24 protein-coding genes and 1 tRNA gene are annotated in these 24,912 nt (G+C 35.6%); 17 read left to right on the plus strand and 8 right to left on the minus strand.

Annotated features, from left to right (window positions below; all coding sequences use genetic code 11):
- The first annotated feature begins 40 nt into the window (after positions 1 to 40).
- From BGO42_RS17575 to BGO42_RS17650, 16 genes are all read left to right on the plus strand, one after another.
- Positions 41 to 114: transfer RNA gene (locus BGO42_RS17575), tRNA-Arg, on the plus strand.
- 836 nt (positions 115 to 950) lie between these two features.
- On the plus strand, positions 951 to 1,835 hold the full coding sequence (locus tag BGO42_RS17580) for a nucleoside triphosphate pyrophosphohydrolase family protein (RefSeq protein WP_273247061.1): 885 nt from the start codon (positions 951 to 953) through the stop codon (positions 1,833 to 1,835).
- A 2-nt stretch (positions 1,836 to 1,837) separates the two neighbouring features.
- Positions 1,838 to 2,863 carry a nucleotide kinase domain-containing protein gene (locus BGO42_RS17585; RefSeq protein WP_273247062.1) on the plus strand — a complete coding sequence of 342 codons (1,026 nt, stop codon included), beginning with the start codon at positions 1,838 to 1,840 and terminating at the stop codon, positions 2,861 to 2,863.
- A gap of 12 nt (positions 2,864 to 2,875) precedes the next feature.
- Complete coding sequence (locus BGO42_RS17590) at positions 2,876 to 3,361, plus strand: TIR domain-containing protein (protein ID WP_273247063.1); 486 nt, start codon at positions 2,876 to 2,878, stop codon at positions 3,359 to 3,361.
- Complete coding sequence (locus tag BGO42_RS17595) at positions 3,361 to 3,984, plus strand: Nmad2 family putative nucleotide modification protein (RefSeq protein ID WP_273247064.1); 624 nt, start codon at positions 3,361 to 3,363, stop codon at positions 3,982 to 3,984. The genes BGO42_RS17590 and BGO42_RS17595 overlap by 1 nt, the downstream gene beginning before the upstream one ends.
- A gap of 4 nt (positions 3,985 to 3,988) precedes the next feature.
- Positions 3,989 to 4,549, plus strand: a complete 561-nt coding sequence (locus BGO42_RS17600) for a toll/interleukin-1 receptor domain-containing protein (RefSeq protein WP_273247065.1) — start codon at positions 3,989 to 3,991, stop codon at positions 4,547 to 4,549.
- 8 nt (positions 4,550 to 4,557) lie between these two features.
- Complete coding sequence (locus BGO42_RS17605; RefSeq protein WP_273247066.1) at positions 4,558 to 5,334, plus strand: TIR domain-containing protein; 777 nt, start codon at positions 4,558 to 4,560, stop codon at positions 5,332 to 5,334.
- Positions 5,327 to 6,511, plus strand: coding sequence for a toll/interleukin-1 receptor domain-containing protein (locus BGO42_RS17610; RefSeq protein ID WP_273247067.1), 1,185 nt, complete (start codon positions 5,327 to 5,329; stop codon positions 6,509 to 6,511). The genes BGO42_RS17605 and BGO42_RS17610 overlap by 8 nt, the downstream gene beginning before the upstream one ends.
- Positions 6,508 to 7,440, plus strand: coding sequence for a hypothetical protein (locus BGO42_RS17615; protein WP_273247068.1), 933 nt, complete (start codon positions 6,508 to 6,510; stop codon positions 7,438 to 7,440). Before BGO42_RS17610 ends, BGO42_RS17615 begins: the two co-directional genes overlap by 4 nt.
- Before the next feature lie 475 nt (positions 7,441 to 7,915).
- On the plus strand, positions 7,916 to 8,326 hold the full coding sequence (locus BGO42_RS17620) for a DUF5367 family protein (RefSeq protein WP_273247069.1): 411 nt from the start codon (positions 7,916 to 7,918) through the stop codon (positions 8,324 to 8,326).
- 540 nt (positions 8,327 to 8,866) lie between these two features.
- Positions 8,867 to 9,286, plus strand: coding sequence for an SRPBCC family protein (locus BGO42_RS17625; RefSeq protein WP_273247070.1), 420 nt, complete (start codon positions 8,867 to 8,869; stop codon positions 9,284 to 9,286).
- Positions 9,283 to 9,708 carry an EVE domain-containing protein gene (locus BGO42_RS17630; protein WP_273247071.1) on the plus strand — a complete coding sequence of 142 codons (426 nt, stop codon included), beginning with the start codon at positions 9,283 to 9,285 and terminating at the stop codon, positions 9,706 to 9,708. Before BGO42_RS17625 ends, BGO42_RS17630 begins: the two co-directional genes overlap by 4 nt.
- Positions 9,698 to 10,162, plus strand: a complete 465-nt coding sequence (locus BGO42_RS17635; RefSeq protein ID WP_177734325.1) for a MarR family winged helix-turn-helix transcriptional regulator — start codon at positions 9,698 to 9,700, stop codon at positions 10,160 to 10,162. The genes BGO42_RS17630 and BGO42_RS17635 overlap by 11 nt, the downstream gene beginning before the upstream one ends.
- A 429-nt stretch (positions 10,163 to 10,591) precedes the next feature.
- The gene (locus BGO42_RS17640; protein WP_273247072.1) at positions 10,592 to 11,371 is read left to right on the plus strand and encodes a carboxypeptidase-like regulatory domain-containing protein; all 780 of its coding nucleotides are present in this window, start codon (positions 10,592 to 10,594) and stop codon (positions 11,369 to 11,371) included.
- 194 nt (positions 11,372 to 11,565) lie between these two features.
- A complete protein-coding gene (locus tag BGO42_RS17645) occupies positions 11,566 to 12,483 on the plus strand; it encodes a bestrophin family protein (RefSeq protein ID WP_273247073.1) in 918 nt (305 codons plus the stop codon).
- A gap of 29 nt (positions 12,484 to 12,512) precedes the next feature.
- Positions 12,513 to 13,241, plus strand: a complete 729-nt coding sequence (locus tag BGO42_RS17650) for an SDR family oxidoreductase (RefSeq protein WP_218618721.1) — start codon at positions 12,513 to 12,515, stop codon at positions 13,239 to 13,241.
- Between the two features lie 63 nt (positions 13,242 to 13,304).
- On the opposite strand, the gene BGO42_RS17655 is transcribed toward BGO42_RS17650, so the two are convergent.
- The 8 genes from BGO42_RS17655 to tsaD form a co-directional block, all read right to left on the minus strand.
- Positions 13,305 to 13,880 carry a hypothetical protein gene (locus BGO42_RS17655; protein WP_177734328.1) on the minus strand — a complete coding sequence of 192 codons (576 nt, stop codon included), beginning with the start codon at positions 13,878 to 13,880 and terminating at the stop codon, positions 13,305 to 13,307.
- Positions 13,881 to 13,888: 8 nt separating this feature from the next.
- Positions 13,889 to 15,061, minus strand: coding sequence for a THUMP-like domain-containing protein (locus BGO42_RS17660; RefSeq protein WP_273247074.1), 1,173 nt, complete (start codon positions 15,059 to 15,061; stop codon positions 13,889 to 13,891).
- Positions 15,062 to 15,063: 2 nt separating this feature from the next.
- Positions 15,064 to 16,152 (minus strand): AI-2E family transporter, encoded by a 1,089-nt coding sequence (locus BGO42_RS17665; protein WP_177734330.1) that lies wholly within the window; start codon positions 16,150 to 16,152, stop codon positions 15,064 to 15,066.
- A 76-nt stretch (positions 16,153 to 16,228) separates the two neighbouring features.
- Positions 16,229 to 17,188 carry a zinc metalloprotease gene (locus BGO42_RS17670; protein ID WP_177734331.1) on the minus strand — a complete coding sequence of 320 codons (960 nt, stop codon included), beginning with the start codon at positions 17,186 to 17,188 and terminating at the stop codon, positions 16,229 to 16,231.
- 129 nt (positions 17,189 to 17,317) lie between these two features.
- Positions 17,318 to 17,824: a TrmH family RNA methyltransferase gene (locus tag BGO42_RS17675; RefSeq protein ID WP_273247075.1), complete on the minus strand. Its 507-nt coding sequence runs from the start codon at positions 17,822 to 17,824 to the stop codon at positions 17,318 to 17,320.
- 1 nt (position 17,825) lies between these two features.
- On the minus strand, positions 17,826 to 18,467 hold the full coding sequence (locus BGO42_RS17680) for a DUF4159 domain-containing protein (RefSeq protein ID WP_177734333.1): 642 nt from the start codon (positions 18,465 to 18,467) through the stop codon (positions 17,826 to 17,828).
- A gap of 15 nt (positions 18,468 to 18,482) precedes the next feature.
- Complete coding sequence (locus BGO42_RS17685; protein WP_273247076.1) at positions 18,483 to 19,187, minus strand: 16S rRNA (uracil(1498)-N(3))-methyltransferase; 705 nt, start codon at positions 19,185 to 19,187, stop codon at positions 18,483 to 18,485.
- 1 nt (position 19,188) lies between these two features.
- Entirely contained in the window at positions 19,189 to 20,211 is a 1,023-nt protein-coding gene (gene tsaD, locus BGO42_RS17690; protein WP_177734335.1) for a tRNA (adenosine(37)-N6)-threonylcarbamoyltransferase complex transferase subunit TsaD, read from the minus strand.
- Between the two features lie 236 nt (positions 20,212 to 20,447).
- Here tsaD and BGO42_RS17695 point away from each other — a divergent pair, with 236 nt between their 5' ends.
- The gene (locus BGO42_RS17695) at positions 20,448 to 24,845 is read left to right on the plus strand and encodes a translocation/assembly module TamB domain-containing protein (protein ID WP_273247077.1); all 4,398 of its coding nucleotides are present in this window, start codon (positions 20,448 to 20,450) and stop codon (positions 24,843 to 24,845) included.
- The last annotated feature ends 67 nt before the right edge of the window (positions 24,846 to 24,912 follow it).

Genomic DNA, 24,912 nt, shown 5'->3' on the forward strand with positions numbered 1-24,912 from the left:
AAGATTTTCAGTTCCCAATTTGCTGAAAATACCGGAAAATGGTCGCGTAGCTCAGCTGGATAGAGCACCTGCCTTCTAAGCAGGCGGTCACAGGTTCGAATCCTGTCGCGATCACAAAAAAGGACAAATCATTTCTGGTTTGTCCTTTTTTGTTTTTATAACTTTTGGAAAAAATATGACTCTTTGTGTTGTTTAAAATCTGATTAGCTTTTGCTGTTAATGTTGATTATTTTGGAAATAAAAAGTTATTTTATAAACCGACTTTAGAGCTATTATTTTAATTTTTTAGCTTGAATAATGTCGTATCTGCTAATTTAACTTGAAATGGTAGATATTTTTCATCTAATTGGATAGATGTACAGAACTTTGTGGAATTTTCAAAAGAATTTGCAATGGTGTTTTGTAATTGTTCTTATCTGAAAAGTTGTAAGCTAATATTTAGGCGATTTTTAAAGTTTTCAATGTTCTTACAAACCACAATATCTCTAGCAGTTAAATTATTGAATTTCCCCCTTAAAAAGCGAGGTTAATGATTTTAAAATAAATTCAGTATAAAAGGTATTATACTAGTAATCTATATTCCCAAACCTCAATTTTAATGAATAGTATTTTTTGTAACAATACAGGATGCAACATTCTTAATTCTTTTTATTTTCATTACAGCCCAAACAATCAAAAATCAGTATAAATACGTATTGCATAGCACTGTAAAATTCATTTTATTGCCTCAATTTTCCATAATAAAATAACAAACTTTTTGATGTTTTTTGTTTTTAAAGAAAGGAATATTCTATCAAAGTTCGGTATTATTTGATGTAAAAGCTTGATAGCTATAAATAAATCATTAACTCGTTATTTTTTAATAAGTTTTGATAAATAATATAAACATAACTGATAAGTTAAGCATTAAATATTGCTGTCAAAAAATTGAATTTGTAAATTTAAGATGTATGAAGTTTAAAGAATACCAAGACCAAGCTAAAAAAACTATTCAAGATTATGTCAAAGTAAAGGAGATTAATAATATAGTACCATTCTTAGGTTTAATAGGTGAAGCAGGATCTGTTATTACAGAATTGAAAAAAAATTTAAGAGATGGTAACGCTTATACAAAATATGGAAATAAATTAAAAGAAGAGTTAGGTGATGTACTTTGGTATATTTCTACCATTGCTACCGAAAATAATTTAAATTTAGAAGAGATTGCAGTAGAAAATCTTAAAAAAATAAAAGATCGTTTTGATTCTGAACAACCTGAAAATTTTATAGTTTATGATGAAAAATATCCGGAGGCGGAACGATTCCCGAGAGAATTTGAGGTAGAGTTTAGCATTATAAATGACGATGGGAAAGAAAAAGTTAGGATTATTAACAAAGCTACTAACAAAAAAATGGGAGATGACATCACTGACAATTCTCATAAAGACGATGGGTATAGGTTTCATGATATATTTCATTTTGGCTATGTAGCCTACCTAGGGTGGTCACCCGTAATAAGGAAATTAATGGGTATAAAGCGAAAAAGTGATGATGCCACGGATGAAGTTGAAGATGGGGCTAGAGCAGCTATTACTGAAGAATTGATTAGTTTGTATGTCTACAGTTATGCTATAGACCATCAACTATTTAAGTATAGTAAAAATGTAGATACTGAAGTGTTAAAAACAATTCAAAAGTTAGTAAGTGGTATTGAGGTAGAAAATTGCACTCAAAAGCAATGGGAAACAGCAATTATAAATTCTTATAAAGTTTTTGACGAATTAAAGGATAATAATGGAGGACGAGTCATAGTTAGTATTAAAAATAAAAAGTTAACTTATTTAGGTAAAAACTAATTTTGAAGAAAAAACAAATGACAGCAGAAAAACCAGCTAATTTTAAAAACATCTCAATCTCAATTAAAAAAGTAAAACCTAAACCAAGCATCGTATACAATACATATTGGAGATTCATCTCAAAAAGACAAGATATTTTTTTTAAAAGAATTAATAATGTAGAATACCCTTGGTCTGACGATTATATACTCAATGATTACAAATTTACTAATGTATATCGTGCTACTGATAGAGTAAGTCAATACTTGATACGGAATATCATCTATAATGGTAGTCAGGAATCACATGAGTTATTTTTTCGTATTATTTTATTCAAAATCTTTAATAGAATCTCTACATGGGAATTTCTACAGGAACAATTAGGGGAAATCACTTTTGAAAATTATTCATTCAAAGCTTATGATAGTTTATTGTTAGAATTGCTTAAAAATAAAGAACCTATTTACTCTCCTGCTTACATAATGGCATCAGGAAAATCTGTTTTTAAACAAGAAAGAAAACATCAAAATCATTTGTTACTGATAGAAAAAATGATGAATGATAAGCTTCCTCTTATGCTTCAAGAATGTAAATCTATGAAAGAGGTGTACGGCTTGTTATTATCTTATCCTACTATAGGAGAGTTTTTAGCCTATCAGTATAGTATTGATCTCAATTATAGTAGTCTAACTAATTTTAGTGAAATGGAATTCGTGAAAGCAGGACCAGGAGCAAAAGATGGTATTACTAAATGCTTTACCGATTTTGGAGACTATAATTATGAGGACATAATAAAAATGATGGCAGATAATCAAGAAACAGAATTTGAAAGATTGGGCATAGGGTTTCAAAATTTGTGGGGTAGAAATCTACAATTAATTGACTGTCAGAATGTATTTTGTGAAGTAGATAAATATTCAAGATTGTTTCATCCGGAAATTATGGGAGTTTCACAGCGGATACGTATAAAACAGAAATTTAAATTACAAAGTAAAGAACATCTTAATTATTTTTTTCCTCCTAAATGGGAAATTAATAACTTGATTTAAAATCATATAATTATGGGTAAAAATGTTTTTATAAGTCATCATCATAAAGATGATGACGCAGTAACAAATTTTACAAAGTTATTAGCTGGTAAAGAATACGGCATTAGAAATAGTTCTATAAGGGCTAATCCAAAAAACCAAGATCGATTAGATAAAAAACTAATTCCTGAACAAACTTTAAAACGTCTTTTAAGAATGAAAATGCGTTGGGCAGGAACAGTTGTTGTATTAATTGGTTCACAAACCCATTCAAGAAAATGGGTAAATTGGGAAATAGAACAAGCTACTAATCTTGGAAAAAGAATTGTTGGTGTTTTTATGCATGGAGGTAAAGACTCGGATATACCTGAAAATCTAGAAAAATTTGGTGACGGTTTAGTAGGCTGGAATTCTGAAAAAATAATTGATGCTCTTGAAGGCAAAGATGTAGGATGGTGCAATTCAAGTGGGGCTCCTAGAACGCCAGTAAATGATGTTAAGAGAATTGGCTGTCAATAATGAATATTTATGCATACAAAATTACTCGTGATTATGGTTTTGCTCCAAATCCATTTGGAGAGTATTGTACATTAGCTTGTTGCAAACCTCATTTAAGAAGAAAAGCTTCTGTTGGAGATTGGATAATCGGCACTGGTGCTGTTGAAAATGGATTATTGTATCATATAATTTTCCTAATGAAAGTTACAGAAAAAATAACATTTCAAGAATATTGGGAAGATCCTAGATTTAATAATAAAAAGCCTGTTATAAACGGAAGTTTGAAACAATTGCATGGGGATAACATTTATTTTAAAGATAAAAATAATGATTGGCATCAATTAGATTCTCATCATAGTGGTTATGAAGGTGAGTTAAATGAAAAGAATAAAAAGCAAGATCTAAGTGGAAAATATGTGTTAATTTCTACTGAGTTTTCTTATTTTGGAAATAAAGCATGGAGGGTGCCTTCTAAATACTCAGAATTGTGTCCATCTAATAATATTAGAGATAGAGATTTTAAGACAATTATTAATGAAGATTTAGCAATTGAACTAATAAACGGAATTTTTAAAGATTTTGGTTCTGGTTTAAATGGTACACCAATTCATTGGAAACTGTATGAACAACAAAAACTATTTTAATTAAATGGCTTTAAATCGATATTATTACCCAATAAAGTATAAATCCAGAAATAAGATTTTGTCTTTGGGAATAAAATGCGTTTTCATATCACATCAACAGAGAGATAAAGATGCTGCAAAGAAGATTGCAGATTATTTGACAGAAGCAGGTATTGATGTTTATTTTGACGCCTATGATGAGGATCTAAGAATTCATCATCAATCTAATAATGCTAAGGCTGTTACTGATTCTATAAGGAAAGGAATAAACAACAGCTCACATATGCTTGTGCTGGTTTCTCCCAACACACTACATTCTACTTGGGTACCTTTTGAAATTGGCTATGGTTATGATAAAACTGACTTGTTTGTACTATGTTTAAAAGGAATTCCTAAAGGAGGGTTGCCTGAGTATGTAAGATCTGCTACTATTGTTAGAGATATTTATGATTTAAATAATCTGATTAGTAAAATCTCAAAAGTAAATAAAAAGGTTTTACTTGAAACTAGATTGATGAGTGATTATGGTAATCAGACAAATCCACTTCGAGATGTTATGGATACTTTTATTAATGAAAGTTACTAAAAAAATATATGGAATATTTTATTTCGAAATTATCTTTCTGTTCGGAAGAAAAAATGATTGACAATGTATTTGCATATCAGTATGAAGAGGATAATTTAGTTTCTTTAGATACAAAAGATAGAAACTGGTTAGTGAATAGATATCTTCATGGTTACCAAATATCTACATTAAATAAAAATTCTGATGGTCAATGGCTGGGAGGAGGTAAGGTTAATCATGTTAACAATTTATTTAACTGGGACAGACAATTACCTTTAAATATAACTAGAAGAAAAACATTCATAAGCTATTATCATTATGAAGATCAAGAGTACAAAGAGAAATTCAACAATATATTTGAAGATTTAGTAGTTCACAAATCTGTCAAAGATGGCGATATAGATTCTGACAATTCGGATGAATATATTAAACAATTAATTCAAAAAGACTATTTGGCAGACACAACTATTCTGGTTGTTTTGATTGGTTCCAATACAAAACATCGAAAACACATTGATTGGGAAATATCAGGAGCTTTGAATCTTAAAGTTGGAGATAAGTGTGCTGGTATTTTGGGATTGAAGTTACCTAGTCATCAAGATTATGGTACAGGAAGTCACCATTATAGTTTGTTGCCTGATAGATTGTCTGATAATCTTAAGTCCAATTATGCTATAATAAGAGATTGGACAGATGACAGAGTGAAAATGCAAGAATACATCGAACTTGCATTTGAAAAACGAAATACTAATTACGAGGACAGAGATAACTCTAGACTCCAAATGACCGATAACACTAATGAATAATATCAAGTATCCTCTAAACATATATGTAGTTTGGCATCCAAATTTTGAATTCGGGAAAAAAATTGCCGAAGAATTATACTCTACATTTTGTAGAGATTATCAAAACCCGCTATCAAGAGGAATTGGCATTCCTGTTTATTTCCGATATGCAAAATTAGAAAATAATAAACCTTTAGAAATAGACTTAGCTAATGCAGAAAAAAATGCAATTGTACTACTTATAGATGAGGAGTATGTTTTGGATGAAGATTTTCGTTCATATACTGAAGAGCTTTCTAAGAAGATGAATGATGATAGAATATTTCCTGTATCGCTTTGTAACAAAGCTTATTCTATAGGCTGTGGCTTAAGTACTCTTCAATTTACTGATGGAACGAAGTTTTTTAAAAAGACTTTAGATCTTCAAAATGAAAAGGATTTAGAAAAATCGATTAAAAAAATTAAAACAGAACTGTTACATGATTGCTCTCGACTTATTTTAAATTTCCATCCTAAACAAAAGGACAAAGAACATCATAGAATAGGTTCACCTGTAAAACTGTTTTTAAGTCACGCTAAAAAAGATGGTGAAAATACGACAATCAAGTTTAAACAATTTATAGAAAACAATCTTAAACTTGATGTATTTTTTGATACTGTTGATATTGCAAATGGATATGATTTTGCAGAGCAATTTGAACAAGAAATTAAACATTCTGCTTTGGTAGTCTTCCATACTGACGAATATTCTAATAGAGAATGGTGTAGACGTGAGATATTAATTGCAAAGAAGCATAAATCTCCTATAGTAGTTGTTCATAATATCTTGAATGGAGAAAAAAGAGCTTTTCCATACCTAGGAAATATGCCAACAACTGTTATAAGCAAGAAAGGGATAGTAGGTTTTTATAAAATTGTAAATTTGACGTTATATCAAGTGTTAAACAATTTATATCAAAATAGGTTATTAGAAAGTTATTCTACTATAAAAGGAGATAATAATAGTATAATCAAAGTTATAACTTCACCACCTGAGTTATTCAATTTTTTAGATATAAAAATATATAAAGAAGATTTAGGAGATAAAAAGTTAATCATATTGTATCCTGATCCTCCTTTAGGATTAGAAGAACTAAATATTTTGAATGAGTTAGACGAACACGTAGAGTTTACAACTCCTATTAATTTGAACCTATGAAAGAAGAGAAAATAGATATATCAGGTATAGATCCTGATTTAGTATCACAAGAAAAGCCTCAAATAAAGCATGCAAAAATATTAAATAAAAAAAAGATTGCAATTTCAGTATCGGTCAATGAAGATTTAGAAAAAATAGGTTTTTCAGAGCAGCATTTGAATGATATTTCCATTGAAATAGCGAGGTATATTATTGCCAATGACGGTACAGCCTTATATGGTGGGGACTTGAGAGAAAATGGATTTACTCACTATTTCTCAGAATTATCGAACCAATATAAAAAGACAAACGACAAAGACTTTAAATTTATTAATTACTTTGTGTTTCCTAATACCAAGCGTTTGACACGTGATGTTAGATTAGATTTCCATTCAAAACAAATTCAAATAAAAGAAGTATCAATTCCTAAAACAGTTTCTATTGATGAGCAAAGGGAATATAATCCTGCCAAATGTATAGAAGACAGATATTCATTTTGTGAATGTTTTAAGGAAATGAGAATTCAAATGGCAAAAGATTGTACTGCAAGGGTGTTAGTTGGTGGCAAAATTACAAATTATTTAGGCTATATTCCTGGAGTTATTGAAGAAGCTCTTTATACTTTAAAAGAAAACAAACCTTTATTTCTTGTTGGTGGTTTTGGAGGCGCTACTGAAAAATTAATCAGGTTAATTAAAGGCGAAGAGGTAGAAGAGTTAATAAATGATTCTCAATACAATACAAGTTTTCTGTCTGATTTTAAAGATCATGTTCGTTCAAAATATGGTTATGCTGACTTTGATACATTAAAAATAGAATTGTCAAAATTTGACATAAAGAAGATAGCAGAACTAAATAAATTAAGTGTTGAAGAGAATGAGATATTATTTTCAAGCAAAAATATTCATCAAATAATGTATTTATTAATGAAAGGTTTAAAAGCAGTATAGTGAAACAAATTTCTTTTCTGACACTCTGAAATAACAGTAACCTAATTATAACTAGGCTACCGTTATTTCAGAAAGCAGCTTTAAATCTTCCAACAATTGGTTCGAATTTCGTACCAACGGGTCACAAAAAAGGACAAATCATTTCTGGTTTGTCCTTTTTTTATTCTGATAAATAAGCGCTATCGCAGCATTTGTTTTTGAGGTTCGATGTTGAGTTCCGTCAAAAAGCAAAAAATCCGGAAACATCAAACGTAGTATTGTCCTTTTTCTTCCATGACTCCGTTTTTATAACACCTGATCAATGTTTGCTGCTTTTTTTAAGGCAGATGCCACTAAATCGCCGATTTTAGTACCTGAAATGACTGCTTTTACGATTGAAAATTCTTATATTTATACTCAGAAAAAGGAACGATTCCTGTTACAATGCAGGAACCGGCTTATGTTTAAAATATAATAAAATATTTATTAATTAGTAATGAAAACATATAAAGAAAATTATCAGTTGATTAGTTTTATTGTTGGCTTTTTAGTATGGCTATCCGCCACTGTATTGTTCAGGGTTGCAGGGCATTATTTTTTTATTGTCGACAATGTATTCGTAATGGCCGTTTTGTATATCTTGCTGATACCGGCGTTAGGCTTTATGGCAACCACAGTCTTTAATAAATTTAAGTTAGGTAACTCTGAAAGTATAAAAGCGGCAGCCATTATGGTTTTACCCGGTATGATACTGGATACACTATGCATACAGTTTTTTGAAAAATTATTCCCCAATATGCCTGAAATCTATAGTAAAACATTTGCTTCCTGGTTAATGTTTGCCTACTCTGTTGTTTTAATTTTCGGGCTTTTAAGAAAAAAGCAAGAGAATAAAAATGGATTGTGACAGTCATCAATTGAATAGTAACGGTCATTAACTCAATAATGAGGTAGTTTCCGAAACGAGGTCTGCAATAAGATGATCTTTCGGATACAGGTGATAATCAGGCACATTTTCAGGATTTTATTTTGGTGATGCCGGTGAAGACTATGATGTAATACTTTTTACAAAAAATGAGTTGCTATCCGACGTCCTGAAACATTACGAACGCTTTATAAAGATTATTTCCAGGGAAAGAAATAAAATGTTTATTAGCAGTAATGCAAACCGTAGAATGAAATAGAAAATAAACTATAAAATAAAAAACAGCAGGCTCTTTGAATAGCCTGCTGTTTTAGTTTTAGATAAAAATTAGTGTGTAATTACTTAAGGTGCATCGAAAAATATTGAATAAAAAGATTCTTAGTAGCAATGTTTCTCTTTCTGTTTTTCTTCTTCAATTTAACTTTCGATATTCAAAATAGGATGTGTTTTTTTTAAAATAAAATAATCATTGCATATTATATGTACACTTATTATATTTGTACTTCTAAAATATATATTATTATGTGGCAAAAAACGTATTCAGTAATTACAAAAGAGGTGACAAAAGAGCAAATCTGGAAACTAACAACCGATATTGACAATTGGAAAAACTGGGATAGCACAGTGGAAGATTCGAAACTTTTAGGCGATTTCAAAGTGGGCAGCTTCTTTATGCTAAAACCTAAAGGCGGACCGAAAGTAAAAATCAAACTCATTGAAATTGAGCCCTACAAAAAATTCACAGATCTAACGAAATTTCCGTTAGCAAAGATGTATGGTGAACATTTTTATGAAGAAACAAAAGACGGACTAAAAATTACTGTAACAATGACTGTAAAAGGATTGCTAAGTTTTATATGGGTGAAATTGGTTGCAAAAGACATTGTTGATAATTTGGCTGAAGACGTTGCTAACCAAATAAAAAATGCTAAGAAATTATGACACGATTTTGGGTAGCTTCCATATCAAAAGAGCATGTTATGCGTGGTGTAAACGGGAATTTTATTCAGGTGTGTCACGGTAAAAAAGCACCATTGAAACGAATGAGTAAAGGCGATCTGATTCTGGTATATTCTTCTAAAATCGCATTAGACGGAAACGAGAAATATCAAAAGTTTACGGCAATAGGAGAAGTGATTGACGATGAAATTTATCCGTTTCAAATGTCCGAAAATTTTATTCCGTTCAGAAGAAATATAAGATTCTATGCGTGTGAAGAATGTTCAATTATTCCGTTAATTGCCGAACTTGACTTTATTGAGAATAAAAAGATGTGGGGCTATCCTTTTCGTTACGGTTTTTTTGAAATCAATAAAAAAGATTATAATTTAATCGCCTCGAAAATGATTACAAATGAAAAATAAAGATAATACATTTAGCGTTGAGCGATCCGAAGACAGCACAGGCTTTTTACTATGGCAGGTCACCAACTTGTGGCAGCGGGAAATAAAAAAGGCATTGGAAAAATACGAGCTTACACATGCACAGTTTGTATTACTGGCAAGTACACATTGGCTCGCATTGCAAAAACAGGATGTTACACAGATTTTACTTTCCAATCATACCAAAATAGATCCCATGACCACTTCTACAGTTTTAAGGACTTTGCAGACCAAAGGATTTATCAGGCGAAAAGAACACCAGACAGATACCAGAGCCAAAACGGTTGAATTAACAGCAGCGGGACTAAAGAATATAAAACAGGCGATAGTTGCAGTTGAAGAATTTGATAAACAATTTTTTGGCTTGCTTGGCGGAGAAGCCAATGATTTTAACAGCGAATTGATAGCACTACTGGGAAATAAAAAAGAGATATAGTTCTTCCTTAAAGAATGTATTATTTATTTGCTGGTCAATATATTAATATCAATATACTTTTTTTACTTGCATATTTTTTGTATCTCAAAGGTCTAAAACCTTGCAAATTATGCTGGGAAAAAATCCTAAAAAGCAACCTGAATCATTCCGTTCGGTGTTATCCGATTTTATTGATAATAAACACCATAAGTAAGTGCTGGGTAATAGAAAGAACTTTTGCTTGGTTTGATAATGGTAGAAGGCTTTAATTTTCTACGAGACTAACCTCCTTCGCATTTTAAATAAAGTGAATTCAATTGAAATACTATTTGTAAGTACTTACAAATAATTATAAGCACATTAAATATTGATTTTTATCATTTTTTAGAAGCTAAAAGCTTTCGTATATTTAAATGTTAGCGGTAAGTATAAAACAAAAAATAATTTAAAATGGATACAGAGAAAATATTAATACTATTCATGTCATTTTTTTTCAGTGGATTTATTATTGTTAAGGCTCAAGGCACAACGCAAAGAAACACAATAACAATATCTGGGAAAGTAACCGATTTTAATGGAAATCCTATTGATAGTAGTGTCGTAAGATTAAATAATGCACGTTTTGAATCTATATATGAAACATATACAGACAAAGAAGGGAACTATAAATTAGAGAATGTAAGAAAAGGAAATTATAAGTCAATGTTTGTAATGCGACCAAAAGAATACCCAAGAGCAAATGAAGTTTCTAAAGATAAAATGAGATTAGAGTTTTGGGCTTGGAATGTCGTTGCTAAAGAAGATTTAATTATTAATCCTCATTATGACAAATTAGAAGTTTACGGAACCACAGTCTATGAAACTTTTGGTGGAACCTCAGGTTTTTTTATCTATTTTAGACCAATGAGTTTAAAAAAGGTATTAGCATTCTCTGAGTTCACAGATAAAAGTAAATCTGAAAAGAATGTAGATGTTTCAATCAAACCAGAAAATCTTAGAATAAAAGTATATGCAGGTAATGAACTGTTAAAAACCAATTCCATACAATCAATTAAAGAATACACGGGAGAAAATAATTATCCAATAACAGCATATATTGTTCAGGTTGATAAGCCAAAACAAATAAAAGACAATAGTTCGTTCACTATTTTTAGAGTGGAAGCTGAAAATACAGCGTTTAACGAGAAAGGAGAAAGTCTTTTTTTTTATGAACCCAAAATATTTGAATAATATGAGTCTTTCAAAAATAGGGTCAAACCATCTGCTATAAAATTATTATTGAACAAAATTTAAACAGCCTCTAAAAAGAAATCTGTAGTTACATGTTTTTGAAAGGAAAATGTAAAAACTATCTTGTAATTAGCCTTACCACAGCGATTATAAAAACTTAAATTTTCTTACATTTATAGTATATTTTACTACCGATGATTACAAAGAAAAAAACAAACTGGTTTCGAATGCTTTTCGAATGGAAAGGATCGGTATTACCGCAACTGTTACCCCGTTTGATATTATTATTTGCTTTTGCAATACTGGTTGTTTATTTCAGGGAATTTTTATTGCGGTACCAGCTTCATTTTAATCCGGCTATTTTTACGTTATTCGGGATAGCACTGGCTATTTTCCTCGGATTTCGGAATAGTGTCAGTTATGACCGTTTCTGGGAAGGAAGAAAACTTTGGGGTGCCTTATTGAACGATACCAGATCTTTAGCCAGACAGGCACACACTTTGGTTGAAGGGGATGACTATAACAAAGAACGTACGGAATTTATACAATTACTGACGGCTTTTGTATATGCATTAAAACACCAGTTACGACAGAGCAGTCCAGATGCCGATATGCACCGCCTGCTGCCGGAATCGGTTGCAAAACCGCTTGAAAGTGTAACTTTCAAACCGGTTATGATCATGAAAGAACTGGGATTGTGGATCAAAAAGACAAAAACAGCCGGAAGAGTTGACAGTATCACCCAAACGGCTATGGAAGAAAACCTGAACAAACTTTCGGATATCGTTGGCGGCTGCGAACGGATTGCAAGTACGCCGATACCGTATACGTATAGTGTACTGCTGCACAGAACCGTTTATATTTATTGCTTTTTGCTTCCGTTCGGATTTGTAGAAAGTCTGGGGTGGGGAACGCCTTTTATCATTGTTTTTATAGCCTATACCTTTGTGGCACTGGAAGCCATTGCAGATGAACTGGAAGACCCTTTTGGCATACAGCCGAATGATCTGGCGCTGGATGCGATGGCGCAAATGATAGAAAATACCTTACTGGAATTGGATAACAGAAAAATACAACCGGTTCCGAAAACGTCCGGTTATTATATTACATAGTGATTACATCTCAATTTTAAAAGTATATTATGGAAGCAATTAAACCATTGGTTATTATTACCGGGGCAAGCTCCGGAATTGGCGCCGCTACGGCACGACTATTTTCGTCCAAAGGGCATGCGCTGCTTTTATTGGCAAGAAGACTGGAAAACCTGACCGCTTTAAACTTACCCAATACGTTGTGTAAAAAAGTCGACATAACCGATTTTAAAGCATTACAGGAAGCCGTTGCGGAAGCCGAGGCAAAATTCGGACCGGCGGATGCCATTGTAAACAATGCCGGAATGATGCTGCTCGGCGATATTGCGGTTCAGAATCCGGAAGAATGGAAAGCCATGTTTGATGTAAACATACTGGGCCTGCTAAACGGTATGCAGGCCGTATTGCCCCAGATGAAAGAAAGGCAGCACGGCACCATTATTAACATCAGTTCTATTGCCGGCAGAAAGACATTTCCGAATCATGCGGCCTACTGCGGTACCAAATTTGGCGTTCATGCCATTACCGAAAACGTCAGGGAAGAAGTCGCCGGTTTTAATGTCCGCCTGGTAACCATAGCACCCGGAGCGGTAGAAACGGAACTACTGTCGCATACCACTTCCGAAACGATAAAAGACGGTTACAACGAATGGAAAGCCACTATGGGAAGTGTTCTGGATCCTCAAACAATTGCAGATGCGATCTGGTATGCCTATAACCAGCCGCAGGGAGTGAACATCAGGGAAATCGTATTGGCTGCTACAAAACAGCAAACGTAAAATGAAGTTGTGATTTACAGCTATGCGTATAAAAAAAGAGGGACGAACCCTCTTTTTTTAATATTATTCCACACACTTCAGATATCTTATAAAGTATTCCTCGGGATTGTAAACGGCTTCCTTAAAATTTTCCGATTTGATCTCTTTCGGTAAAACATAATCGATGGTTTCCGTTGTAAATTTTATCCGCATCAGCGTAACCGGGTATTTTTTTAAATCTTCATAGCCGTCTTTACTGAATAAAAAATAGCTGTTCAGGATCGAGATATTATCTTTTTCAGCAGAATTATAACTCAAATTACTGCATACTTCTTCCGAGCTGTTAATAAGCGTTACAATCTTGCCGTTAGCAAGCTGTAAAAAAATTCTGGAAGCCTGATTCAGGCAGCTCGCTTTAATAAAGTCTTTGCTTTTTCGTAATAATTGCAGGCTCAGATAGGGTGTTTCATCGGAATTTACCAATGAAAAGAACACAAAAGTAGATGTGGTCCCGAATACACTTTCATGAATTAAATAATCCGGTGTTTTTTTGATTAAAGTAGAGTCTGTTTTTTCGTTGTAATCATATTCGCAGGTAAAGGTTTGCGAATAGGATACAAAGGATATTACCAATAAAAGGCTTAAAAAAACTTTTTTCATTGTTGCATTTAAATTTTGCTGCAAAATACTATAATTTTTTCATTGTTACTATTGGTGGTAAAGAAACAATAGGTATCACCACCCTCTTTAATTTTCCATTTTTTGCGCAGCTCTTCAACCGAAAGCGGGAAGTTGCGGGTTGTTACATGCAGTTTTTTTCCTTCCAGATACTGTTTACTTTCTTTTTTCTGATACGGAACAACCTGTTCAATACTAAAACGGCGTCCGTTAAAATCAATCAAACGGTCTGCAGTGTACAAATGGGAATGCTGATGCAGTTTATCAATCTGGTAAAGATGGCTAACCGCATCAAAAGCTCCGGTTTTAAGTATGGCACTGTTGGGTTCGTACAAATACTTTTTGGGTAAAGCATACGTTGCCGGCCGGGTATCTTCAAACTCTGTGGTAAAAACAGCTGTAGCTTCTTTGGTGATGGCCACAGCATGTAGCTGTATCGTGCCGGTATAATCTTTTTCAATCTCCCAAAGCAATTCTTTTACTTCGTTATCCAGCGCTATGATATAAATGTTTTTTACATATTGCAATTCCGATAGTCCGGCTTTAATGTCCAGTATGGGAGCGGTCTTTATCAGGATGTTCGATGTGTAATTAAAATAAAAATCCAGCGAATCCGGTACGTTGGGCAGGCAGTCTTTTAGCATAAAGACTTTGCCTTTCGCATCATTTCTCCGGGACGGATCGATATAGATCCAATCCCATTTCTGGTCTTTCCGGCGCAGGATTTCGTGACTGTCACCGGGAATACATTCAACCGCACATTGCAATTCTTTAAAATTATGGGCTACAACAGCCGATAATGTGTCATTAATTTCACAATGGGTGACCTGCTTAAAATGCCGGGCAAAATAATAATCGTCGATGCCAAATCCGCCGGTCAGATCAATCAGCGAATCACCGGAAATAAGCGTGGCTTTATAGGCTGCCGTTCGTTCTGAGGAAGTCTGCTCAATTGAAATTTTAGCCGGATAAATAATATTGGACGTGTTAAACCAGGTTGGCAGTTTTTCTTTCGCTTTGATCTTTGCCTGGATCTGGTTCAGTATTTCACTCCATGGAATTTCCGGAAACGGATTTTTGGATAAAGCCAGTTTGTTAAGATCGGCATTGTAATTTTTAGCAATAAAGTCCTGTACTTCTGGACGTATTAAGGAAGCAATCAATCTTAAATATTTTTAGTTAGAATCTTAATAATCTGGTTTTCCGGGAAGAACTCTTTTCCGATTACTTTCAGTACCGTATAGAAAGGAACAGCCAGTATCATACCGAAAACACCAAACAGCAATCCGAAAATAAGGATCACCAGGAAGATTTCCAACGGATGGGATTTAATACTGTTGGAGAAAATAATGGGCTGACTGATGTTGTTGTCAATCAATTGCACCACCATAAAACCGATCATTACATAGATGGCTGTTGGCAGCATTTCTGTTCGGAAATCACCACCTAAATTGCTGATCAGCGTCAAAGCCAGTGCCAGTACGGTTCCGATTAGCGGACCGATATACGGGATAATGTTGAGTACCGCACAAAGGAAAGCGATTACAAAAGCATTTTCGATACCAAAAATAAGCAATACGATCAGGTAAAGGATAAAAACAATAAAAAGCTGCAGCAATAAGCCAATAAAATAACGGGACAGCAAAACGTTTATTTTTTCAACAGAGGACAATATCTTGTCTTCATGCTGGTCCGGAAGTATTCTTTTGGACATTTTGATAAACAGGCTCTGATCTTTTAAAAAGAAAAAAGTAATAAAAAATACCGAAGCAAGGCCAACACCAAAGCTGCTCACCGTTCCGATAAGGGTATTTAAAAATTCCGGAATAAAGTCAAAATTGATTTTTGACGACCAGTTTGATTTTTCCAGTAACTTCCCGGCATCGATATTGTGATCGTTAAAATAGGAATTGATCTGGAAAACCAGGTCGTTAAAGTCTTTTTCCAGAGAAGCTGTATTCAGTAACGAAAGATTCTGTCCCTGGGATAACAGCAGCGGAATAAACATCATCAGCAAACCGCCCACAATCAGTACAAAAATAATCATCGTCGTTACCACAGCCAGGGTGTGTTTGAACTTTAAACGTTTTTTTAAAAAGTTTGTTATCGGGTTGCCGATCAGACTGATAACTAGGGCTACCAAAAGATAAATCAATACCGATTGAATTTGATAAATAAAAAACAATAAAAGTGTTATTAAAGCAAGTTTGATAACGGCACTAACGATTCCTTTTGAGATTTCGGTTGACTTCATAGGGTATTTTATTAATAAACTAAGATAAAAAAAAACTCGCTATTAAAGCGAGTTTTCTGTCTTTTTACCGTTCGGTTTATGGCTGGGCAAATGAATTTCTTGGTCCGCCTGTTGCAAAAGCTGCTAACATTCTCGTTTTTTGACCGTTAGAAAACATATACATCGCTGCATCGTCCACATAATCCATATAGTTCATTGTCATTTCAACCGGAGTTCCGGAGCAAGTGCTATAGTGAGGATATCCCGGAACACCATAATTCGGAGCATTGTGCGTTGGTGTATCGGAAACCAGGTCGTTTCCACAGGTCGCATCACCCCAGATATGTCTAAGATTCATCCAGTGACCAACTTCGTGCGTTGCCGTTCTTCCTTTGTTAAACGGAGCCGTAGCTGTTCCTGTAGTTCCCAAATATTTGGAATCGATAACAACACCGTCAGTTGCAGAAGCACCACCCGGGAATTGTGCATATCCTAAGATTCCGCCGCCAATGGTACAAACCCAAAGGTTTAATTTTGTTGTTGGAGTAGTCGGATTTAAACCGCCTGATGCTGTTTTTTTCATCGCATCATTAGTGCCCCATGATGTTTTTGTAGTCGATTTACGGTTTACCACATCCAGAACGAAAGAGATTCCTACATTCGCTTTTACACCGGCAAATAAAGCAGGAACAGATCCGAAATCACTGTTGGTAGCGTTAAAATCTTTGTTTAAAACATCAATCTGCGACTGGATCTGCGCTAAAGAAATGTTTTCTGCCGTAGTTCTGTACAATACATTTACGACTACCGGAATCTGAATTTTTCCGTTAACTAATTTGTTTTGTAAAACTGCCTGCTCTGTAAAAGCTTCAATTTCATTCATTTTAATCGCTAATTGCGGATTTTCTCTCAATTGCTCCTGAAGCACATCGTGTGAAGCACATCCTCTTTCAGAAATCTTTGAACTTAGTGACGAATCGTCTGCAACGGAAGATTCTTCTTTGTTACAAGAAACTAAGAACAGCAACATTGCTGCTGATAAAAGTAATTTTTTCATAAAATGATTGTTAAATAGTTATGTGATTTGGTTAAATATCACACAATAATATAACAAAAAAATAAATTATGAAAAAATTATCATAAAAAAATGATAAAATGTAATAAATTATATAAAAATGTGATTTATCTACAATTTATTAATTAATTCGTAAAGTGCGATTCCTGTTGCCTGCGCCACGTTCATACTGCTGTTTTTGCCAAACATTTCAATATGAGTGGTTTGATTGGCATTTTCAAGAAAAAGAGGGGATACACCGGAAATTTCATTCCCGATAACCAGCGCAATTTTGGTATCGCGGCTAACGGTCAGTTTTTGCAACGGAATACTTTTATTGGTAATTTCGAGTGCAATGATCTGGTAATTATGGGATTGCAGGTAATCCAGTGCCTCAGCTGCTTTTGGGATAACGTCATACGGAACAAGTGTGTGGGTGTTTCGTGAAGTCTTGTTTATTTTTCGGGGTGTCAAAGCAAGATCTTCGCCAATAAGGATAATTTTTTCAACGCCTAAAGCTTCACTGATCCGGAATATGGAACCGATATTCGGCTGGAAATAAATACAGTCACAAACAACGGTAATAGGGAAAGTCTGCTGTGAAAAGTTAGTGTTTTCGTGTGTTAATTGTTCCTGCATTTTAATTTTTAAAAGCGTAATTGATAATGTTAGCGCCCATTTTTAAAGCTTTTTGGCGCACTTCGAAAGGATCGTTGTGTACTTCGGGATCTTCCCAGCCATCACCAAGATCGGTTTCGTAAGTGTACAGGCAAACCAGACGGTTTTCTATAAAAATACCGAAAGCCTGCGGTTTTTTGTTGTCGTGTTCGTGAATTTTGGGCAGGCCGTTAGGGAAAAGAAACGGTTTTTGATAAATGATGTGATTGGAGGGTATTTCGGTCAGCTCATTATTCGGGAACACTTTTTTCAGCTCTTTGCGAATGTACTGATCCATACCATAATTGTCGTCGATATGCAGGAAACCTCCGGAAGTCAGGTAATTTCTAAGGTTGATAACGTCATTATCACTAAAAACAACATTTCCGTGTCCGGTCATGTGTACAAAAGCATAGGAAAACAAATCCGGACTGCCGGCTTCAACAACAGCCGTTTTAGTGTTGATCCGGGTATTGATATTCTGGTTGCAAAATTTAGCCAGGTTGGGTAAGGAGGTCGGGTTGCCATACCAATCACCGCCGCCGCTGTATTTTAATACCGCAATTTCCTGTGAAAAAGTGATCGCGGTAGTCAGTATGCTAAAGAATAAGAATAGTTTTCTCATGAATTTGTTCCAGTATTATTCGTTTGAAAAGACCACACTATGGCAGGCAACAACAGCGGCAGTTTCGGTGCGGAGTCTTGTATTTCCCAGCGAAACAGGAGTGTAGTTGTTTGCTAATGCGGTTTCGATCTCTTTTTCGGAAAAATCGCCTTCCGGACCGATTAGAATGGTATATTTTTCGCCGGCTTTGACGGTGTTTTTCAACAGTACTTTACGCGATTCCTCACAATGGGCAATACACAGGTTGCCCTCGTGTTTTTGCGCTAAAAACTGTTTGAATGTTACCGTTTCATTCAGTTTTGGCAAATGGAATTGCAGCGATTGTTTCATGGCCGACTGAATAATTTTGTCAAAACGCTCGGTCTTGATCGTTTTTCTTTCGGAATGGTCGCAAATTATCGGAGTGATTTCGTTCACGCCAATTTCGGTTGCCTTTTCCAGAAACCATTCGTAACGGTCGTTCATTTTGGTTGGCGCCACGACTATGTGAATGTAAAAATCATTCGGTTTGTGAAAAACAGATTCGGTGATTTTTACCGTACATTTTTTGTCGGAAGCCAGGATAATTTCTGTCGTAAAAAGAAATCCTAAACCATTTGTTACCTTTAAGATATCGCCTTCTGTTTTGCGTAATACTTTAACAATATGTTTGCTCTCTTCCTTATCAAAGGAAAAGCTTGTAAGTGTCTCGTTAATGTCCGGGGTATAGAATAACTGCATACTAAAATTCGATTCGGGCTTTGGATACTACGGTCGCATCGTTAAACTGCTGTTCTAAATATTTCTGGTAACCCACTATCCCGATCATCGCAGCATTATCGGTCGTGTATTCAAACTTCGGAATAAATGTTTTCCAGCCGTATTTCTTTTCGCCTTCTTTCAGGGTAGTACGAATACCGGAATTTGCCGAAACACCGCCGCCAATGGCAATTTGCCGGATTCCGGTTTCACGCGATGCCAGTTTGATCTTATCCATTAAAATCTGAATAATCGTGTACTGGATTGAAGCGCAGATATCGTTTAGATTTTCAGCAATAAAATTCGGATTTTCGGCCGTTTTTTTCTGAATGAAATATAAAATCTGGGTTTTTAAACCGCTGAAACTAAAATTTAAACCATCCACTTTGGGCTTGGTAAACGGAAATGCTTTCGGATTCCCCAATTGGGCATATTTGTCAATTAAAGGTCCGCCCGGATAGGGAAGTCCCAGTATTTTTGCGCTCTTGTCAAAAGCTTCTCCCACAGCGTCATCCGTGGTTTCACCGATGATCGTCATGTCAAAAAAGCTGTCCACTCTCACGATCTGGGTGTGTCCGCCGGAAATCGTCATCGCCAGGAAAGGAAATTCCGGTTTGTCAAAATCTTCCTCATCAATAAAATGCGCCAGAATATGGGCATGCATGTGGTTAACGGCGATTAACGGAATGTTTAAGGCCATAGCCATCGATTTGGCAAAGGAACTGCCCACTAAAAGCGAGCCCATTAAGCCCGGACCCTGGGTAAAAGCAATTGCTGCAAGCTGTGATTTTTCAACATTGGCTTTCTTTAGCGCCACGTCAATTACCGGTACGATATTTTGTTGGTGGGCACGTGATGCCAGCTCCGGAACCACACCACCGTATTCCTCGTGAATTGCCTGCCGGGCAACCACATTGGAAAGGACTTTATTGTCTTTTAATATCGCTGCTGCGGTATCATCGCAGGAGCTTTCGATAGCAAGTATATATACGGGTGATTTTGTCATAAAAAAGGCACGAAATTTGAATGTATTTTCCAACGACTGTATTATCTTTGAATTGTAAATCCCCGCACCGTAAGAAATGATAGTTTTATTCTTACTAATTGCTTAAATTTACGAGTCAATTCGACAAATTTAAAACAATTAAGAGTATCAAAAAATTAAAAAAAATAGTATTTCGCTTAATTATAGGATTAATCCTGTTTTTACTGCTATTAGGCATTGCTTTATCGTTGCCTGTTGTGCAAACGGAAATTGCGAAATATGCTACCGGCGAACTGAATAAAGAATTCGGTACCGATATGCATATTGACAAAATTGCCATTACCGTTTTTGGCGGTGTCAAAATCAAAGGGATTTTCGCGGGCGACAAACACAAAGATACTGTTTTTTATATCAACCGGCTGCAAACCAATATTCTGGATATTAAAAAGCTGACCAAAGGAAAACTGATCTTTGGCAAAACCAATATTGACGGACTGGATTTAAAGATAACCAAATACAAAGGCGAGGATAAAACCAATCTGGATGAATTTATCGCGGCTTTTGACGACGGCAAGGAAGGAACCGGAAAATTCCTGATGAAAGTGGAGCACATGAATGTGACTTCAAGCCGTTTCAGAATGATCGATGAAAATTTACAGACACCAAAGATTTTAGACTTTACAAAGCTTAAAGGACAGGTGGATTTCTTTAAAATCAAGGGACCGGTGGTTACCGCCGATATTAAAGAATTGTCCTTACTGGATCATCGCGGTCTGCTTGTTGAAAACTTAACATCCAATTTTACCTATTCGAAGAAGAATATCCGACTGGAGAAACTGAACCTGAAAACCAAAGAATCCACTTTAATCGGGGATGTAATCTTAAAATACAAACCGAAAGACTTTTCGGATTTTAATAACAAAGTGGTTTTTGATGTCAACATGGAAAAAGCTTCCGTGTCTTCAAACGAGCTTAACTTTTTCTATAACGAATTCGGGAAGAACCAGCGCTTTTATGTGGCTACACACCTGGTGGGAACCCTGAATAACTTTACGACCCACGATTTGAGATTGCTGGATAAGAACGACTCCGAAATTATCGGAACGGTTAACTTTAGAAACCTGTTCAATAAAAAAGGAGAGTTTTATATGAAAGGTAATTTCGACAGGGTTACGTCCAATTATGACAACCTGAAAACGATTTTACCACGGGTTTTAGGGAAAAGCCTTCCGGAAACCCTTAAAAAACTGGGTAAAGTAGACATCGTTGGGGATATTACACTGACCAAGACAAAAATTGATGCTGATATTTACATGATGTCCGGATTGGGAGAACTGAATTCGAACATGAGCATGAGCAATATCAACAATATTAATAATGCTTCCTACAAGGGATTGGTTACGCTTAATAATTTCGATATCGGCGCCCTTGTTAATGAAAAAGATCTGGGAAGGGTAACGCTGGATCTGGATGTAGACGGAAAAGGATTCAATAAAAAATACCTGAACACAAGTGTTAAAGGAAAAGTACAGCGCCTGACCTATAACAAGTATACGTACCAGAACATTACGATTGATGGAAAAATGAAGATGCCTTATTTTAAAGGCTATCTGAACAGTAATGATCCGAACTTAAAAATGGATTTCAACGGATTGGTCGATATGAGTTCCCGTATGAAAAATTATGATTTTCAGGCTCAGATTGATTATGCCGATCTTCACATGCTGAATTTCATGAAAAAAGACACCTTGTCTATTTTTAAAGGCGGTTTGAAATTTATAGCCAAAGGAAATTCGCTGGATGATCTGGCCGGTAAATTAACCGTTTCGAATGTGTCCTACCAAAACAGCAGGGACAATTACTTTTTTGACGATTTTCAGATTGAATCCACGTTCGATCCTGAAAATGTCAGAACGATCACGATAAACTCCCCGGATATTATTCAGGGTAAGGTGACCGGTAAATACGAAATAAAGCAGGTTCGAAAGATAGTTGAAAATGCATTGGGAAGCTTGTATGCGAACTATTCCCCGAACAAATTGAAACCCGGGCAGTTCCTGGATTTTGATTTTACCATTTACAGCAAGATCATCGAGATATTCCTGCCGCAGGTCACGGTGGGAGAGAACACCGTACTGAAAGGAAGGATTGATGCCGATAAAGGGGATTTTAAACTTGATTTCTCCTCTCCGAATGTAGTGGCCTATAACAACACTTTTGAAAACATACGGGTTGATGTCGACAATAAAAATCCGTTATATAATGCCTATATTGAACTGGATAGTATCAAGACAAAAGGCTATAAGATATCCGATTTCAGTTTGATTAACGTTACGATGAACGATACCCTTTTTGTTCGTTCCGAGTTTAAGGGAGGTCCTAAAAACCAGGATTTTTTTAACCTGAACCTGTACCACACAATAAACGAAAAGAACCAGTCTGTAGTCGGATTTAAAAAATCAGAAATTAACTTCAGGGACTATTTGTGGTACCTGAATGAAAACAATACAAAAGACAACAAGGTTGTATTCAATAAAAAGCTGACCGATTTTTCAATTGAAAAGATCATGATGTCGCACAACGACCAGAAAGTAGAACTGGAAGGTGTTTTAAAAGACTCAACGTATAAGCAGTTACGCCTTTCCTTCGATGATGTCGATTTAGGAAAAGTAACGCCGGCGCTGGATAATATGTCCTTTGGCGGTAAACTAAACGGAGAGGTAAACCTGGAACAGAACAAATCGGTATACCTGCCAACGGCAGCGTTAACGGTGGATTCGCTTGTGGTGAACAAAGTGATGATGGGCGATCTGAACCTGGAAGTTACCGGTGAAGATTCCTTTAGAAAATTCAACGTAAATTCTTCGATTATTAACGACCACGTAGAGAATTTCTTCCTGAACGGTAATATTGAGATCATTAACAAGGAAAGTATTCTTGCACTGAACGCCGGATTCACGCGATTCAATATCAGTCCGATCGGGCCTTTACTGGGCAGTATCTTTTCCGATATGAGAGGTTTTGCTTCCGGTAGGGCATCGATAGCCGGAAGCGTCAGGAACCCGGAAGTGGACGGCAGTATCTATCTGAATGAAGCCGGTATGAAAGTACCGTATCTGGGCGTGGATTATAATTTTGAAGAAAATGCGCTGATCAATGTCACGGAAGACCAGTTTATATTCCGAAGCATTGAGCTGACCGATACCAAAGAAAAAACAAAAGGAATCCTGAACGGAACCATCCGCCATAAGAAATTCGACGACTGGCAGCTGGATTTAAAGCTAAGATCGGATAACTTGCTGGCACTGGATACAAAGGACAATGAAGATGCGATTTATTACGGTACGGCCTTTATAAAGGGTGATGCGACCATCACCGGTCCGGTGAGCAGCCTGTATATCCAGATGGATGCCGAATCGAATAAAGGAACCAGTATCAAGATCCCGCTGAATGATGCACAGGGAATTGGAAATAACGCTTTTATACACTTTTTAAGCAAGAAAGAAAAAGAAGCGAAAGAAAAGGGAATCCAGGAAGTGGTGCTGAATAAATTCAAGGGAATTGAATTGAAATTTGAATTCCGTATCACCCGTGATGCCGATATTGAAATTATTCTGGACCGTAATACCGGGCACGGAATGAAAGGAAGAGGAGAAGGATTCATCACGATGGAAATCAATACGATGGGTAAATTCAACATGTGGGGAGATTTCCAGACCTATAAGGGAGAATACAACTTTAAATACTTGGGCTTAATCGATAAGAAATTTGAAGTAAAAGAATACGGTACCATCCGTTGGGACGGAAACCCGATGAATGCTGCTTTAAACCTTCAGGCGGTTTATAAAACCGATGCGAATCCGGCGGTAATATTGGATAATGCTTCTTTTAGCAGAAAAGTGCCGACAGAGGTGTATATCATGCTGAATGGTAATTTAAGCAATCCGGAACCGGATTTTAAAATTGAATTCCCAACGGTGAGTTCGGTATTAAAATCGGAGATCGATTATAAACTAAGTGATAAAGACGTGCGCCAAACGCAGGCTTTGGCTCTGTTGGGAACCGGCGGATTCATGTCGGCAGAAAGTGCTTCCAACTCCGTTTACGGAAGTTTGTTTGAACGGGCCAGCTCTATCTTTGATGATATTTTTGCCGGCAGTGACGATAAATTTAAGGTTGGTTTTAACTACGTTCAGGGCGACAGAACACCATTTGCCCAGACACAGGGTAAAGTAGGGGTAACGGTATCTTCCCAGATTGATGAGCGCATTACGATTAACGGTAAGTTTGGAGTACCGGTGGGCGGAAACCAGGAATCCGTTATTGTGGGTGACGTGGAAGTACAATTGCGTTTAAACAAGGACGGATCGCTTAAAGCCCGTGCCTTTAACCGTGAAAACGATATTAACTATATTGGTGAAGGTATCGGATATACACAGGGAATAGGACTTTCGTATGAGGTGGATTTCGATACCATGCGGGAATTGTGGCGTAAAATTTTCACCAAGGTAAAAGAGAACAACAATACCAATCCGACAGACCGTTTACCGGATTCGGATCTGGCTCCCGACTTTATCAAGTTTATAGAGAATCGAAAAAACAAAAACGCCGAAGAACCTAAAAAGGATCAGAAAAGAGCTCCGGAAGTAGATTAAAAAGAGCTTACAACTAAACAACAACACTTCTTATTTTAACGACATGATTACCTTGTTAAGAATGTTA

Source organism: Flavobacterium sp. 40-81, from assembly GCF_001898245.1.
Classification (GTDB): domain Bacteria; phylum Bacteroidota; class Bacteroidia; order Flavobacteriales; family Flavobacteriaceae; genus Flavobacterium; species Flavobacterium inviolabile.

What these genes read in the sequence shown, in the direction of transcription:
- BGO42_RS17640 (WP_273247072.1), top strand. Translation starts at nt 10,592, where the DNA reads ATGGATACAGAGAAAATATTAATACTATTCATGTCATTTTTTTTCAGT.
- BGO42_RS17650 (WP_218618721.1), top strand. Translation starts at nt 12,513, where the DNA reads ATGGAAGCAATTAAACCATTGGTTATTATTACCGGGGCAAGCTCCGGA.
- BGO42_RS17670 (WP_177734331.1), bottom strand. Translation starts at nt 17,188, where the DNA reads ATGAAAAAATTACTTTTATCAGCAGCAATGTTGCTGTTCTTAGTTTCT.
- BGO42_RS17610 (WP_273247067.1), top strand. Translation starts at nt 5,327, where the DNA reads ATGAATAATATCAAGTATCCTCTAAACATATATGTAGTTTGGCATCCA.
- BGO42_RS17605 (WP_273247066.1), top strand. Translation starts at nt 4,558, where the DNA reads ATGGAATATTTTATTTCGAAATTATCTTTCTGTTCGGAAGAAAAAATG.
- BGO42_RS17680 (WP_177734333.1), bottom strand. Translation starts at nt 18,467, where the DNA reads ATGAGAAAACTATTCTTATTCTTTAGCATACTGACTACCGCGATCACT.
- tsaD (WP_177734335.1), bottom strand. Translation starts at nt 20,211, where the DNA reads ATGACAAAATCACCCGTATATATACTTGCTATCGAAAGCTCCTGCGAT.
- BGO42_RS17600 (WP_273247065.1), top strand. Translation starts at nt 3,989, where the DNA reads ATGGCTTTAAATCGATATTATTACCCAATAAAGTATAAATCCAGAAAT.
- BGO42_RS17615 (WP_273247068.1), top strand. Translation starts at nt 6,508, where the DNA reads ATGAAAGAAGAGAAAATAGATATATCAGGTATAGATCCTGATTTAGTA.
- BGO42_RS17580 (WP_273247061.1), top strand. Translation starts at nt 951, where the DNA reads ATGAAGTTTAAAGAATACCAAGACCAAGCTAAAAAAACTATTCAAGAT.
- BGO42_RS17655 (WP_177734328.1), bottom strand. Translation starts at nt 13,880, where the DNA reads ATGAAAAAAGTTTTTTTAAGCCTTTTATTGGTAATATCCTTTGTATCC.
- BGO42_RS17665 (WP_177734330.1), bottom strand. Translation starts at nt 16,152, where the DNA reads ATGAAGTCAACCGAAATCTCAAAAGGAATCGTTAGTGCCGTTATCAAA.
- BGO42_RS17645 (WP_273247073.1), top strand. Translation starts at nt 11,566, where the DNA reads ATGATTACAAAGAAAAAAACAAACTGGTTTCGAATGCTTTTCGAATGG.
- BGO42_RS17625 (WP_273247070.1), top strand. Translation starts at nt 8,867, where the DNA reads ATGTGGCAAAAAACGTATTCAGTAATTACAAAAGAGGTGACAAAAGAG.
- BGO42_RS17590 (WP_273247063.1), top strand. Translation starts at nt 2,876, where the DNA reads ATGGGTAAAAATGTTTTTATAAGTCATCATCATAAAGATGATGACGCA.
- BGO42_RS17675 (WP_273247075.1), bottom strand. Translation starts at nt 17,824, where the DNA reads ATGCAGGAACAATTAACACACGAAAACACTAACTTTTCACAGCAGACT.
- BGO42_RS17620 (WP_273247069.1), top strand. Translation starts at nt 7,916, where the DNA reads ATGAAAACATATAAAGAAAATTATCAGTTGATTAGTTTTATTGTTGGC.
- BGO42_RS17685 (WP_273247076.1), bottom strand. Translation starts at nt 19,187, where the DNA reads ATGCAGTTATTCTATACCCCGGACATTAACGAGACACTTACAAGCTTT.
- BGO42_RS17635 (WP_177734325.1), top strand. Translation starts at nt 9,698, where the DNA reads ATGAAAAATAAAGATAATACATTTAGCGTTGAGCGATCCGAAGACAGC.
- BGO42_RS17595 (WP_273247064.1), top strand. Translation starts at nt 3,361, where the DNA reads ATGAATATTTATGCATACAAAATTACTCGTGATTATGGTTTTGCTCCA.
- BGO42_RS17630 (WP_273247071.1), top strand. Translation starts at nt 9,283, where the DNA reads ATGACACGATTTTGGGTAGCTTCCATATCAAAAGAGCATGTTATGCGT.